Annotated in this window: 12 protein-coding genes; 2 read left to right on the top strand and 10 right to left on the bottom strand. The window is 68.8% G+C overall.

What is annotated here, in order from left to right; translation table 11 throughout:
• Positions 1 to 151: 151 nt before the first annotated feature.
• Positions 152 to 2,164 carry a DUF262 domain-containing protein gene (locus tag QE374_RS00360; RefSeq protein WP_309731227.1) on the top strand — a complete coding sequence of 671 codons (2,013 nt, stop codon included), beginning with the start codon at positions 152 to 154 and terminating at the stop codon, positions 2,162 to 2,164.
• Positions 2,165 to 2,262: 98 nt separating this feature from the next.
• Here the strand turns inward: QE374_RS00360 and QE374_RS00355 are convergent, their stop codons facing one another.
• The 3 genes from QE374_RS00355 to QE374_RS00345 form a co-directional block, all read right to left on the bottom strand.
• Positions 2,263 to 2,916 (bottom strand): SUMF1/EgtB/PvdO family nonheme iron enzyme, encoded by a 654-nt coding sequence (locus QE374_RS00355; protein WP_309731225.1) that lies wholly within the window; start codon positions 2,914 to 2,916, stop codon positions 2,263 to 2,265.
• A gap of 66 nt (positions 2,917 to 2,982) precedes the next feature.
• Complete coding sequence (locus QE374_RS00350) at positions 2,983 to 3,210, bottom strand: hypothetical protein (protein ID WP_309731223.1); 228 nt, start codon at positions 3,208 to 3,210, stop codon at positions 2,983 to 2,985.
• Positions 3,207 to 3,977: a CPBP family intramembrane glutamic endopeptidase gene (locus QE374_RS00345; RefSeq protein WP_309731221.1), complete on the bottom strand. Its 771-nt coding sequence runs from the start codon at positions 3,975 to 3,977 to the stop codon at positions 3,207 to 3,209. Before QE374_RS00345 ends, QE374_RS00350 begins: the two co-directional genes overlap by 4 nt.
• Positions 3,978 to 4,275: 298 nt before the next feature.
• On the opposite strand from QE374_RS00345, the gene QE374_RS00340 reads away from it, so the two are divergent.
• Complete coding sequence (locus tag QE374_RS00340; RefSeq protein ID WP_309731220.1) at positions 4,276 to 5,775, top strand: amino acid permease; 1,500 nt, start codon at positions 4,276 to 4,278, stop codon at positions 5,773 to 5,775.
• A 39-nt stretch (positions 5,776 to 5,814) separates the two neighbouring features.
• Here QE374_RS00340 and QE374_RS00335 read toward each other — a convergent pair whose 3' ends face one another.
• The 7 genes from QE374_RS00335 to fepB form a co-directional block, all read right to left on the bottom strand.
• Entirely contained in the window at positions 5,815 to 7,278 is a 1,464-nt protein-coding gene (locus tag QE374_RS00335) for a glycosyl hydrolase family 28 protein (RefSeq protein WP_309731218.1), read from the bottom strand.
• Positions 7,279 to 7,338: 60 nt separating this feature from the next.
• A complete protein-coding gene (locus tag QE374_RS00330) occupies positions 7,339 to 8,220 on the bottom strand; it encodes a siderophore-interacting protein (RefSeq protein ID WP_309731216.1) in 882 nt (293 codons plus the stop codon).
• Entirely contained in the window at positions 8,217 to 9,338 is a 1,122-nt protein-coding gene (locus QE374_RS00325; RefSeq protein ID WP_309731214.1) for an LLM class flavin-dependent oxidoreductase, read from the bottom strand. The genes QE374_RS00330 and QE374_RS00325 overlap by 4 nt, the downstream gene beginning before the upstream one ends.
• Positions 9,335 to 10,156, bottom strand: coding sequence for an ABC transporter ATP-binding protein (locus QE374_RS00320; protein ID WP_309731212.1), 822 nt, complete (start codon positions 10,154 to 10,156; stop codon positions 9,335 to 9,337). Before QE374_RS00320 ends, QE374_RS00325 begins: the two co-directional genes overlap by 4 nt.
• The gene (locus QE374_RS00315; protein ID WP_309731210.1) at positions 10,147 to 11,226 is read right to left on the bottom strand and encodes an iron chelate uptake ABC transporter family permease subunit; all 1,080 of its coding nucleotides are present in this window, start codon (positions 11,224 to 11,226) and stop codon (positions 10,147 to 10,149) included. Before QE374_RS00315 ends, QE374_RS00320 begins: the two co-directional genes overlap by 10 nt.
• The gene (locus tag QE374_RS00310) at positions 11,223 to 12,263 is read right to left on the bottom strand and encodes an iron ABC transporter permease (RefSeq protein WP_309731208.1); all 1,041 of its coding nucleotides are present in this window, start codon (positions 12,261 to 12,263) and stop codon (positions 11,223 to 11,225) included. Before QE374_RS00310 ends, QE374_RS00315 begins: the two co-directional genes overlap by 4 nt.
• 64 nt (positions 12,264 to 12,327) lie before the next feature.
• Positions 12,328 to 13,323 carry a Fe2+-enterobactin ABC transporter substrate-binding protein gene (gene fepB, locus QE374_RS00305; protein WP_309731206.1) on the bottom strand — a complete coding sequence of 332 codons (996 nt, stop codon included), beginning with the start codon at positions 13,321 to 13,323 and terminating at the stop codon, positions 12,328 to 12,330.
• Positions 13,324 to 13,482 lie beyond the last annotated feature (159 nt).

Here is a 13,482-nt window from a genome sequence, read left to right as displayed (position 1 = left end):
CCTTTCGGTGGGGGGTCAGCGCGTTTTTACTGGCCCAGGTAAGGTCAGCCTACTCGGGCTCCTCGGCAATACCCGGGAGGCCCGAGGCCCCGGCCTAGAGTGGTCTGGTCGCCCTGCGCGACCCGCTCCGCCCGCAACGAGATCGAGGATCATGGCCACCGCCACCAACGTCGATGCGACCGCCGTCAACACGATCGCCTGGCTCAGCGATCCCGACCTCGCCATCGTCGTGCCCGTCTATCAGCGGCAGTACCGCTGGGACATCGGCGGGTGCGAGCAGCTGTTGGCCGACGTCCGCCAGGTGGCCGATCTCCCGGAGGGGCACACGCACTTCCTGGCCTCCATCCTGTCGTCTCGCGGCGGGGACTCCGACGACGCCGAACTCGTGCTGATCGACGGCCAGCAGCGCATCACGACCCTCATGCTGCTGGTCGCCGCTCTCGAGCACACCGTGCGCGAGTCCGACCCCGCATTGGCAGGGCACCTGCACGACGTGCTCGTACGCGGCGGCGAGACCCACCGGACGAAGCTGCGCCCCCACCGGGCGTGGGCGGATGTCTTCGAGAGCGTGGTGCTCGACCGACGGGAGGCCGACGCCGCAGATCGCACATCGCGCTTCGACGACAACTACGCGTTCTTCCGCAGCCAGATCCGCCCCGAAGAGGCGTCGCGGATCTGGCGGGGGCTGCAGCGCCTCGAGCACGTCGCCATCGCACTCGGCGCCGATGCCAATGCGCAGCAGATCTTCGAGAGCCTGAACTCGACGGGTGAACCCCTGCGGGATCACGAACTGATCCACAACTACATCCTCATGGGGCTCACTCACGCGGAGCAGACCGCGATCGAGGAGCGCTTCTGGCTGCCGATCGAGCAGAACACGGGCGAAGCGATCGCGGACTTCTGGCGTCACTACCTCGTGATGCGCACCGGCCGCGAGCTCACGGGCGGCACGACGCGCGCCGTTTACGACGCGTTCCGCGGCGAGTTCCCCGTGCTCGAGGCCGAGACGCTGGAGAGGGATGCGGCCGAATGGAAGGCCTACTCCGAGATCTACCGCGTGCTCCTCGAACCCGCGCACGCTGCCGACGAAGGCGTCGCCGCGCAGCTTCGCTTCCTCGGCACGTTCGGGCGGGGCACCTTCCCGCTGGTCATGGCCGCGTACCGCGACCACGAGCAGGGCGTCATCGCCCGCGACACGTTGATCGAGACGCTGGAGGATCTGCAGGCGCTGCTGCTGCGGCGACTGGTCGCCGGCCTCACCAACGACCGCCTCGTCGCCCGTCTGTGTCGCGCGCGCGCCGACGGCCCCGAGGCGCTCAGTCACGCCTTCGGGCGCATCACGCCGTCCGACGAGCGGATGCGGATCGCCCTCAAGTTCACTCCCCTGCCGCATCCGGCCTATGTGCTGGCGCGCCTCGCCGGGCGCGACTCCGCGGCAGACCTCGACGTCGAGCACATCGTCCCGCTGGCCCCGGGCGACGGGTGGAGCGGCGACGGCCTCCGCTCCTGGAGCGAGTTCTCGGAGGACGAGCAGAACAGTCACCGCGCCCTGGCAGCGACCCTGGGCAACCTCACGCTGCTCGAGGAGCCGCTGGCGGAGCGGGCGCTCGATCGTTCGTTCCCGGACAAGCGCGGCCTGTATCGCCGCAGCGGGATCGAAATGACCGCATCCGTCGCCGACCTCGAGGCGTGGAACACGGCCGCGATCTCCCGGCGCACCGTCGAGCTCATCGACCGGTTCTTGACGGTGTGGCGCCGCAGGGCCGATGTGCTCATCGACGACGACGATCTGACCCCCATCCTCGATGCGAAGAAGCGCCGCGGCTTCCCGCCGGGCTGGCAGCAGGAATGGTCGTACGTGGAGTACCGCGGCGAGCACTGGGAGATCTACGACATCGCGTCCCTGTTCAACCGCATCTTCAAGCGACTGTGGGCTGATGCCCGCGAGGATCTGGTGTCGTTCAGCGCGCGGCGCGGCGGCCCGGTGTACGAGACCCGCGCGTGGAACGGCCAGTGGGACGAGCTCGGCGACGGCGCTTTCCTCTACATGGGCTGGGACTCGCGGTACATGCTCGCTGCCGTTCAGGGAGTGCTCGAGGAGGCGGGGATCGCAGCGGAGGTCTTCGTGAAGTACTCCTACATCGGCAACGCGATGCGCGACTGAGCCGCTGCGCTCAGGCGTTTCGCTGCGGGTCGCGCGCCCGCATCCGCGCCCGGGGCGGGCTGCTTTCGCCGCTCATCGGAGCCGGCGTGGAGGAAGCCTTATGCCTCGTGCGGACCGCGGGCCAGGCGCATCCCGATGTCGTCTGCGCCCGCATCCGGAAGCGCGCCACGACGCGTGGATGCTCGGGCACTGAACGCGTCACTCGCGAAGCTGCCGCCGCGGAAGACCCGACGATCGTCGTCGCCCGACGGATCGAGGAGGTCCCAGCACCACTCCCACACGTTGCCGAGCGTGTCGAAGAGGCCGTTGAGGTTCGGCATCTTGCCGCCCACCGGCTGAGGACGAGCCGCTCCGTCGGCCGCCGTCCACGCGACCTCCGCCAGCGGACCGTAATGCGCGGCCGTGGATCCGGCGCGGCACGCGTACTCCCACTCCGCCTCGGTCGGGAGCCGGTACCCGTCGGCATCCTGGTGCCAGGTGACCTCCGCGCCGTCGAATCCGTAGGCGGGATCGAGTCCCTCCCACTCGGATGCGGCGTTGCACAAGCGAACCGCGCGCAGCCAGCTCAGGTGTGTGGCGGGCACGCGCGGGTGGCGCACCTCGATGCCGAGAAGCTCCGCCAGGACCTCTTCCGTCACGGGGTACACCCCGATCTCGAAGGCCTCGACTTCGACGGTGCGCCGCGATCGTCCTCGCGCGTCGCCCAGCGTCACCGTGCCGCCATCGAGCGCCCGCATCTCGATATCGACCATCCGGCCACCCTATGTCGCGCCGAGCGCCGACTCATCCCCGCGAAACTCACGGCGGGGGGAAGTGGTTCAGACGATGCCGCCGATCATCGCGTCGCGGCGGAGCTGCTCGTGGGTCGCGTGGAACTTGCCGTCCGGCGTCCACCACGCCTCGTGGCCGGCGGCATCCGGATGCTGCTCGACGACCGCGGGCCAGTGCTCCTTGATGTTCTTGAGGTAGTAGCGGAGCTCCCCGCCCACCGTGCGCTTCTCGACCTTGTCGGAGGCTTCGAGCTGTTCCTGCGTTGGCTCAGTCATGGGCTGAGCATAGGGGCGGGCACTCGGCGCGCGCGAGCATCTCGCCACAGCAACCACGCGCACACCGCCCCCTGCGCCATGACGATCGCGCTGATCGTCGACGCGATGACGCCCGCGGATTGATCGGCGGCCGTCAGCAGATCGAACCCGGCATGCCAGATCAGCACCGGCACGATGCTCCAACGTGCACCCTGCGCCATCCACGACAGGAGGAACGACCCCGTCACGAGGGCGAGCATCCAGCCGATGATCCCAGGGCCCATAGCGGTGTAGGTGGGGTTGAAGAGGAACGCGGGAGCGTGCCAGGCGATCCACACCGCGGCGACGATGAGCGTCGCCCAGAAGACGGACATCCTGCGGGTGAGGGCGGGCAGGAGCCACCCGCGCCAGCCCGACTCCTCCCCCAGCCCGAACGTCACGACCCACACGACAGCCACCAGCGGCCACGCCAGGCCGGGCAGTTTGTCGGTCGCGCCGAACTGCGAGGCATCGGGCCATGCCCCCGTCACCACCGTCGCGACTCCGTATCCGATGACGAAGTAGGCCACAGGCATACCGATCGCGGCGATCCACCACCGCGCAGCGAACCGCAAGGAGAACGCGCGCCGCGCCCACCGCGCCACCTCACGCCATCCGCCTTCCCAGACGGATGCGGCCACGGCTGCGCACGCCGGTCCGAGAGAGCCGAAGAAGAACGTCCACGGAACGGTGGTGAGCGCGCCCTGTTGCGCCTGCGTCACCAACGGCGCCCACACGAGCCACGTCACGCCGAAACGAGACGCCCAGGAACACCGCGACGCCGCCGCCACGACGCACGACTGCTTCCGGGATGCGGCCCGAACCGGTCATGTCTCCAGTGCACACCCGATCACTTCGCCGCGCTTCGGCCCCGAGCCGGGAAAATCCGCCGACGTGCAAGAGGGATGCGGCGCGCGCCCCCCGTTGGATACCACTCCTGCGCGCAGTTGTACACACGGCGGGACACACCCTGCACACGCTCTCGACGGCGGCTATCCTCCCTGAGTGGCTCCGGACGCCACGGAATCCGTCGAAAGCGAGCACCACGTGAGTCTTCTCCGCACCAAGTCGGTCGAGCAGTCCATCGCCGACACCGAGGAACCGGAGTTCCGCCTCAAGAAGTCGCTCGGCGCGCTCGATCTCACCGTCTTCGGCGTCGGTGTCGTGATCGGCGCGGGAATCTTCACGCTCACGGGACGTGCCGCACACGAGGTCGCCGGTCCGTCGATCGTCGTCAGTTTCGTGATCGCCGCGATCGCCTGCGCCCTCGCGGCCATGTGTTACGCCGAGTTCGCCTCGACCGTGCCGGTGTCGGGTTCGGCGTACACGTTCTCGTACGCGTCGCTCGGCGAGTTCTTCGCCTGGATCATCGGATGGGACCTCATCCTCGAGATGTTCCTCGGAGCGAGCGTGGTCGCGCAGGGATGGAGCGCGTACCTCGGCGCCTTCCTCGAACAGCTCGGCATCGTGCTCCCGGAGCGGCTCTCGCACGGCGGCGTGGTGGACGTGCCGGCCATCCTGCTCGTCCTGGTCCTCGGCACCCTGATGACGATCGGCATCAAGGAGTCGCTGCGGGTCAATCTCGTCCTGGTCGCGGTGAAGCTCTTCATCGTGCTGTTCGTCATCGTCGCGGGTCTCATGTTCGTCAATCCGGCCAACTACACCCCGTTCGTGCCGGCGGCCGAGAGCACCGCATCCGCTTCCGGCCTCACGCAGCCGCTCCTGCAGTTCCTCTCCGGCATCGAGCCGGCCACGTTCGGCGTCGGCGGCATCCTCGCCGGCGCAGCGCTCGTGTTCTTCGCCTACATCGGGTTCGATGTCGTCGCCACCACGGCGGAGGAGACGCGGCGCCCGCAGCGCGACATGCCGATCGGCATCATCGCCTCGCTCATCATCTGCACGATCCTCTACTGCGCCGTCGCGCTCGTGGTGACCGGCATGGTCTCGTACCGCGACCTCGACCCTGACGCCGCCCTCGCCAACGCGTTCGCGTACCACGGACAGTCCTGGATGGCGACGGTGATCTCGGCCGGCGCGGTCGCCGGTCTCACGACCGTCGTGCTGACACTGCTCATCGGTGCGACGCGCATCATCTTCGCGATGTCGCGCGACGGCCTGCTCCCGCAGAAGCTGGCGCGCGTGCACGCGCGCTGGCGCACCCCGTGGGTCATCTCGATCGTGGTGACGGTCATCGTCGCCGTCGTCGCGGGTGTCACCCCCGTGGGCGTGCTCGAGCAGATGGTCAACATCGGCACACTGTCGGCGTTCGTGCTGGTGTCTGTCGGTGTCGTGGTCCTGCGTCGCACCCGGCCTGATCTGAAGCGCGGCTTCCGCGTGCCGTGGAGCCCCGTGCTGCCGATCATCTCCGCCCTGATCTGCACGTACCTGATGCTGAACCTCTCGGTCGAGACGTGGCTGCGCTTCCTCATCTGGCTCGCCCTCGGCGTCGGGATCTACTTCGCGTACTCCCGGCGTCACTCGCGGGTCGGCACCGGCGACTTCCTGAATCCGGCGACGCCGCGGGTCGTCTCCACTCCGAAGGAGTGACACACCTCTCGACTCCGAAGGAGTGACACACCTCTCGCGTCACAGCGCGGGATAGGACGGGAACACGCACGGCGTCGCCTCGGCGGGGGTCGGCGCATCCGCATCCGAGACGTGCACGTCGGAACTCTCCGAACTCAACTCCGCTCCGCCGAAGACGACACCGGCGGCGGTGATGTCCGCGTCCGAGGCCTGTACCGGGCGCGCATCCACATCGATGTTCTCGAGTCGCACGCGCAGCGGATGCGCGGCGTCCGCTCCTTTCAGCACCGAGGTCGCGCCCCGTGGCGAGTTCGTGGCGCGCAGGTCCGACACCACGATGTCCTGGAACCGCGGGACGTTCGGACCGTTCGAGCCGCCGTAGAACGGATCGATGTCGAGCGGAGCCTTGACGGCATCTAGGCAGATGCGGCGGTACGTCACCTGCCGCACGATGCCGCCGACCTTGGGCGAGCTCTTGATCCGGATGCCGGTGGATGCCGCGCTCGCGTTGCCGAGTGCGTCGGTGCCGCTGACGGTGTCGTCGGCGACGAGCACGTCGCTCACGCCGGCCGTCGTCTCGCTGCCGATCGAGATGCCGTGGGTTCCGAAGAAGTGGTTCCCGAGGATCGAGATGTGCGCCGACGGCTCTGAGCCGGCCTTGATGGCGATGCCGTCGTCGCCGTCCATGATCCACGAGTCGGCGATGGTGACGTCGGTCGCTCCTGCCGGGTCGATCCCGTCGGTGTTCCGCGCGGTCGCGGGTGTCTGGATGCGCACGCCCCAGACCGTGAGCCCATCCGCATCCTGGAAGGACACATGGATGCCGGCGGCGTCGACGAGGTCGATGTCGTGCAAGGTGACGTCATCCGCCTTCGACGCTTGGACGAGCCGCGGCACGTTCTGCATCCCGTGGCCCTTCGCCGCCTGTGCGAGGTCCCACCAGCTCTGCTGCGCTCCCCACATCGTCTGTCCCCCGCGTCCGTCGATGCGGCCCTGGCGCCCTGCCGCATCGGGTGCCGACGTCAGACCGGTGTGCGCACCGGAGAGAGTCAGCAGCGGCGCGCACCCACCGCCGCTTCTGCCCACCGTGCCACAGGTCTCTCGACCCGCGATCTGGTAGTCGGCGGGATTGCGTGAGCCGTAGAGCGTCACCGTCGAATCGAGGAGGAGGACTTCACCCTGGCGCACGGTCAACGGACCGCTCAGGAAGTCGGTCAGCGTGTCGGATGCGGCCAGCCGAACCGCCACGACCGAATCGTCGGTCCTGGCGCAATCGTCGAGCGCCTGCTGGATACGTGCGGTGTCGGGCGGTGCAGCCTCGTCGGCGTCGTCGCCCGCACCGCCTGTCAGGGTGCGTTGAGCTGACACCGTCGCACAGGTCCGGATGGGCGCGACGGGTTCGGAGACCTGGCGCCGGTCCCCCGAGGCGAGCTGTCCGGCCGACGAGATCCCGGCCGGGCCGGCACACCCGCTGAGCACCAGGAGAGCAAGCATCGTGCCCACAGCGACGAATCGGTTCCGCACGGGCGGATCGTTCCAGTCGCGCGTATGCGTAGGCCGTGCGTCGGCGATGCGTCCGCCGACCTACGAGTCGTCGTCGAGCTCGGCGTGATGATCCAGGTTGGTGACGCCCTGCTTCCAATACCCGTCGACGTCCACGCGAACCTTCGCAAGGCCCAGCTCTCGCCGGAGGTAACGGCGTATGGGTGTCAGCGCCGTCGCTTCGCCCGCGACGAAGACGAACGCGGGTTCCGAGCCGGGCAGGGGCACGGATCTGATGGCGGTTTCGAGCGGCGAACAGCCTCCGCCGACGACGCGCGCACCGATACGGTGCACCCAGCGAATGTCCGCGTCGACCCCGTCCCGGACGTCCAGCGGCTGTTCGTCAGCGGCACCGTCCACCTCCACCACTGCGGTGACCCGAGAGCCGATCGGCGCCTCCTCGAGGACACGCATGATCGCCGGCAGCGCTGTCTCATCTCCCGCCGCCAGATAGTGCGGGTAATCCGTGGGAAAGAGGATGTTTCCGCGCGGCCCGAGCTGGCCGATCTCGTCCCCGGGTCGCGCACGCGCGGCCCACGAGCCTGCGATGCCGTGAGGATGCACGACGAAATCGATCGTGAGCTCTCCCGCCTCCCGTTCGTACCCGCGCACCGTGTAATCGCGGAAGATCGGCGTGCCGAGCTCCGGCGGTACGTGCCAACCGTGGTCCGTGACCACCGGAAAGGCGAGCCGACCGCTCAGCGGATCGGGAAAGAACAGCTTGACGTGGTCGCTCGGCGCGAAGGCACGGAAGGGAAACCCATCGTGCAGATCCTCCGCCCGGAAGGTGATCCGGCGATAACGGGGAGCGAGATGGCGCGCGCCCACCACACGGAGCAGACGCCGACCGAGTGTGGGCACCCTCTCGATCCGTGTTCCCCACAGGTCACGTTCCGCATCCTCTGCGTCTGCCGCTTTGCTCATTCTGATCCTTCTGTGCGTGAGGAGCGCACCTCGTGTGGACGAAAGTGCGCGGTCGGCGTGACAGCCACGAGTCCGAGCTCGCGAAGCCGCGGCATGACGGATGCGCACAGCAATTCGACGGAGTGCCACGAACCCACCGGGAAAGCGATGAAGCCGTCGATGACGCCCGCACGGGCTCGCGCGGCGATCGCGGCGACGGCGTCCGAGGCGGTACCCACCACGGACCAGTGCGGCCCGACCGTACGTCGCCCACCGCCCGACGGGTAGGTCGCGCGCTCGATCTCGGCAGCCTCTTCACGTGTGTCGGCAAGCAGAAGGCTGATGCCGGGGAGCAGGCGCGGTCGCTCTGTCCGACCCGCGGCGACCGCCGCGTCCTGGATCGCCGCACGCTGGGTCGCGGCGTCCACGGCTTCGATCGCCGCGGCGAACAACGCGTCGGCCCGCCGTCCCGCCAATGACACCGTGGCTTCTCCCCCACCTGCCACCATGAGCGGCAGGGTCTGCTCGGACGGTACCGGCAGCGGCAACGGCCCTGCTACCCGGAAGTGCGCACCGACGTGGTCGATGGGTCGCACTCGCTCGATGTCCACCAGCACCGACGCGGCACGGTCCACGACGAAGGCGTCCGCGGGGAATCCGCGTCGCAGCGATTCGACGACGTCGATGAACTCCTCGGCACGTCGCCATCGCTCCGATGAGCTCGGTGGCCTCGACCGTGAGAATTGCGTATCGCCGCTTCGCGAGGTGACGACGTTCCAACCGATCCGCCCCGGTGCGAGGTGCTCGAGGGAGACCAGCTGACGCGCGGCCGCATAAGGCTCGGTGAACGTCGCGGAGACCGTTGCGATCAATCCGATCGTCCGCGTCGCCATGGCCAGTTGCGCCGTCTGCACGATCGGGTCCAGGCCCAAGTGGGCAGGGTCGCGTCCGACGCTGTCCACGGGGAGGGTCAGGGCGTCCGGTCGGAACGCGACGTCGAAACCCGCCGCCTCCGCCATCACCACGGCATCGACGATCGGAGCGCCGGAGAAGAGCTCCTCCACGCGTGAATCGGGCCGGCGCCAGGCTTCACCGCGCATCCAGGTCGGCGCTGCGGAGAATCCCGCAAACAGGCTCATGCGACGCTCTCCCGTTCCGTCGAGTCCAGCGGGGCGATCGGCACCACCATCGGTGTCCCCGTGACGGGATGGGGCTGCACCAGGGCGCGCAGCCCGAATGCCTCTGCGAGCACCTGTTCGGTCATCACATCCGCGGGAGAGCCGCTGCCGAGGATCCGCCCCTCACGCATCACGATCAGGTGGTCGGCGTAGCGGCATGCCTGATCGAGATCGTGCAGCACCAGAACGACGGTCCGCGCTTCGGCGCGGTTGAGCCGACGGCAGAGTTCCAGCACCTCCATCTGATGCGCGATGTCGAGGTACGTGGTCGGTTCATCCAGCAGCATGACCGGTGTCTGCTGCGCCAACAGCATTGCGATCCATACCCGCTGACGCTGTCCCCCAGACAGTTCGTCGACGGCGCGCTCACGCAGCCCGCTCACACCCGTGGCACGCATCGCGGCGTTCACCGCCGCCGCATCCTCCGGCGACCACTGCTGGAGCAGACGCTGATGAGGAAAGCGCCCGCGTGCGACGAGCTCGGCGACGGTGACGCCATCGGGCGCGGACGCGGTCTGGGGCAAGAAGCCCACCCTCCGCGCCAACACTTTCGGCGGCATGCGACGAATGTCCTCGCCGCCGAGCAGGACCCACCCCGATGCCGGAACGAGCAGGCGTGCAAGACCGCGCAGCAGCGTAGATTTGCCGCAGGCATTCGCTCCGACGATCACCGTCACGCGGCCCTCCGGAATGAGCACGTCGAGCGCTTCGATGATCGTGTGTTCGTGATAGCCGAGCGTGAGTTCTCGCGCTTCCAGCGAGTTTTGCGTCAACGCCATCCCCTCCCTTGAACGGCCCCGCGACGGGGCAGCAACAGCCAGAGCAGGTACAAGCCGCCCACGACGCCCGTCATCCGTCCGACCGGCACGGCGAAGCCCACCGGCATCAGTTGGGTGACGAGGTCCGAGGAGAGCAGCAGCGCTGCCCCCATCGCGGCGGCCGCAACGATCGGAGGCCCGTCGGCGCGCAGCAGCCGTCGCGCCAGTTGCGGTGCGGACAGCGCGATGAACGCGATCGGACCGACCGCCGCCGTCGCCGTAGCGGCGAGGGCGACAGCGCAGACGATGAGCGCGAAGCGCGTCCGCTCGACGCGCACGCCGAGTTGGGCGGCGACGTCATCGCCCAGCTCCATGAGACCGGCTCGGCGTGCGAGCACGACGATGAGCGGGAGCAGAATCGCCACCGCACCGAGCACGGGTAGCGCATGGCTCCATTGACGAGCATCGAGCGAGCCCGACAGCCACAGGTTGGCCTGGCTGGATGCGTCGATCGTGCCGCGCACGAGCAGCAGACCGTTCACAGCCGAGGCGATCGCACCGATGCCGATGCCGACGAGAATGAGCTGACGCCCCGTCACGCCGCCCCCTCGCCGCGCCAGGACGAGCACCAGTCCGGCCGTCACCGCGCCTCCGACGACTGTCCCGATCGCGACCTGGCTCGGCTGTGCGCCGAACAGAACGATCTGAACGAGCGCTCCAGTCGCCGCGCCGGTGGTGAATCCGATGACGTCGGGTGATCCGAGCGCGTTGCGCGCGAGCGACTGGAAGAGGGAGGCGGAGACGCCCAGCGCGGCGCCGGCTGCGATGGCGCTGACCACGCGCGGCAGTCGGACGCCCTGCACGGCGCGTACGGCCACCGGGTCCTCTCCGATCCCGAAGACTGCGGGCAGCACCGCATCCCACGGAACGGGGAAGCGCCCCACGGTCATGGCGAATGCCGCGGCGGACAGCGCGACGACCAGAAGAGACGAGACCACGAGAACGGTGCGCGCCCGCACGAGAAGCGTGAGACGGCCGAACCTCACGACGCGGCGGTCTCCCGGCGCCCGGAGCGCGGTGATCTCTCTCATAGCGGAGCCAGACGACGGCGCCGAACGAGCGCGACGAAGAAGGGTCCGCCGAGGATCGCGACCATGATGCCGACCCCCACCTCGCCGGGAGGAGCCACGACTCTCCCCAAGAGGTCTGCGAAGAGCACGAGCGCCGCACCGAGCAGCATGGCGAGCAACAGCACTCGGCGGTGGTCCGACCCCACGAGTCGGCGAGCGACGTAGGGGGCCGTGAGGCCGACGAACGCGATCGGACCCGCCGCCGCCGTTGCGCCGCCGGCGAGCAGGACGACCGCGAGCCCGGAGCAGGTCCATACGAGGGACGGACGAGCCCCCAGAGCACGTGCGGTCTCCGTCCCGAGCGAGACGGCGTCCAACATGCGCGACAGTAGAAGCGCGATGAGGATCCCGAGACCGATCAGGATCGTCGCGGGCCACAGGACGTCCGCGTCACGCCCGGCCAACGAACCCACCGCCCAGGCGCGGAAACGGTCGAAGACGATGTCGTCGCCGTTGACGATCACGATCTGGGCGAGGGCACCGAGAACGACCGACAGGGCGGCTCCGGCGAGGACGAGGCGGACGGGGTCGGAACCTCGGCGCACGCCGCCCAGCAGCATCACCAGGGCACCGGCGAGCGCGGCGCCCACCAGCGCAGCGGCGAAGTACGCGAAGGGGGCGACGATCCCCATGACCGCGATGGACACGGCCACGGCGACGGCCGCGCCGGCATTCACTCCGAGCAGACCGGGCTCAGCGATCGGATTGCGGGTCAGAGACTGCATCACGACGCCGGCTGCGCCCAGCGCGGCACCCACCAGCACCGCGAGCGCTGCCCTGGGCAGCCGCCGGCTCAGTAGGAGGAGATGGGCATCGTTCGTGGGGTCGAAGGCGAGCGCCGCTCCAACGAGATCGCCCGGTGCGAGCATGCGCACGCCCACGATCGAGCTGAGCGCGATGAGGACGAGGACGCCGAGGAGGACGGCGCCCGTCACGGCGCCCGAACGTCGGGGTGTCGCACGCCCGGGCGCGCTCGCCGAGTGGATGTCAGTGGTCATGGTGGATGTCGGGGGAGGTCGAGACCGGTCGGCCTCGCCCGGGAGCGAGGCCGACCGAATGGCTTCAGGAGAACAGTTCCTTCACGTGCTCGACGATCTCTCGCGAGCTGTAAGGGTCCATACGGAAGGAGTTGAGCCCGAGGCCGAACACGCGGTCGGCGGCAACCGACGGAAGATTCGCGAGCACGGGGTCCTCAGCGAATGCCTGCGCTCCGCTGTCGTCCGTCGAGAGGATGAAGGTCGTGCTGCTCGTCAGCTGAAGGAGGTTCTCGTAGGTCGCCCACACGAAATCCGCGCGCTGCTGTGCCTGCGTGTGCCAGGACGGATCCGGGTCCTCGATCGTGAAGCCGAGGGACTCCAGCAGATCTGCGTGAGAGCCACCCTTCCTCGCGATCGGGTTGTCCTGGCCCGGGCCGTTGAACGAAATCACGTTCGCCGTCCCTTCGGGAACAGTGATGGATGCGGCTGTGTCGTCGACGAGATCGTCGAAGTCGGAGATGGCGGCTTTCGCCTCCGCCTCCAGGCCGGTCGCCTCGCCCAGCTCGACGGCGAGATCCTGCCAGGTCTGCGCCCCGTAGTCGACGACGATGGTCGGGGCGACGGACTGCAGGTCACTCACCTGATCTGTGAGCGCATCACGCCCGCTGGTCGCGACGACGATCAGGTCGGGAGCGGCGGACATGACCGCCTCCAGGTCGAACTCGCCCACGCTCCAGAGGTTCTCGACGTCGCGCTCCTCGGCGATGTCGGCCCATTGGTCGAACCAGACACCGCCCACCTGCGAACCGCTCGCCACCACAGGAGCCTCGATGGCCAGCAGTGTGCCTGTCACCGAGACCGCGGTGGAGAGCACTCGCTGCGGCTGCTCGGGGATCTCGGTCGTGGAACCGTCGGCGTTATCGAACACCCGGGGCCAGGACTGGCTCGCCTGCGACGCGCTGTCGGCATCTGCCGCGGGTGCCGTCGGTTCAGCGGCGCACCCGGTCAGCGCAATCAGGGCGGTGGCCGCCAGAGCGATGGGCAATGTCGCCAGGCGACGTGCGGATGCGAATGAAGACATGGGTTCCTTCCTGATGACCGGATGGCCGGCGGGCGATCGGGACGGCGCCGCGCGAGGCACCGGAGGCCGGAGAGCTCGGGCGCTCCTCGCATCAGGTTAGGGTTGCCTTACTCGATGTGATGAACCCAGATCGGCAGATTCTTGTCCTCCCTCCTCCCC

Source organism: Microbacterium sp. SORGH_AS_0428 (assembly GCF_031453615.1).
GTDB lineage: Bacteria > Actinomycetota > Actinomycetes > Actinomycetales > Microbacteriaceae > Microbacterium.
This window is presented reverse-complemented; position numbering and strand designations above follow the sequence as displayed.